This window comes from Oceanospirillum linum (assembly GCF_001995095.2).
GTDB classification, from domain to species: domain Bacteria; phylum Pseudomonadota; class Gammaproteobacteria; order Pseudomonadales; family Halomonadaceae; genus Oceanospirillum; species Oceanospirillum linum.
The window spans coordinates 1-445 of the sequence record NZ_MTSD02000088.1 but is presented as its reverse complement, the minus strand read 5'-3'; the positions used below and the strand labels follow the sequence as shown (position 1 = coordinate 445).

Sequence of the window (445 nt, the reverse complement as noted above, 5' to 3'; positions counted from 1 at the left end):
GAGCCATGTATTTGACTCCAAGTTTCTTAACAGCTCATCTGCAGGATACCAAAGAAAGAGGCGTCCAACGGGCTTGGAATGGTCGTCACGCTGACCAATATAATCTCTGATACCAATATGAATCACTGCAAATGTGCCCGCTTCGGTCTTCACCAGCTGTGATCTGAGTTTCAAATCATTATTCGCACCAAAATCAATATTTGTGTTCAGTAGGTACTCCAATGAATCGCTTGACGTGGCCTCAACAAAACAATCCCAAGCCGCCTTTAGCGCCTCCTCAGGCCTGCTCCACGTGGCCTGCTCAACTCTATTTTCCTTTAACAGCATCGCGATATTCGTTCCCAGCAAGTTACTGAGCAGCTGTATCGTGGTTTTATAAGATGTACCAGCTTCTAGTGCTCCAATCTGCTGCATGTTGGTGTCAAAAACAGGGACAACCCCTCTG

At 46.5% G+C, this 445-nt stretch carries 1 protein-coding gene; it reads right to left on the bottom strand.

The features are described from left to right. Positions 1 to 445 (bottom strand): hypothetical protein (locus tag BTA35_RS18045; protein WP_161489890.1); only part of this gene is annotated, 445 nt, incomplete at both ends.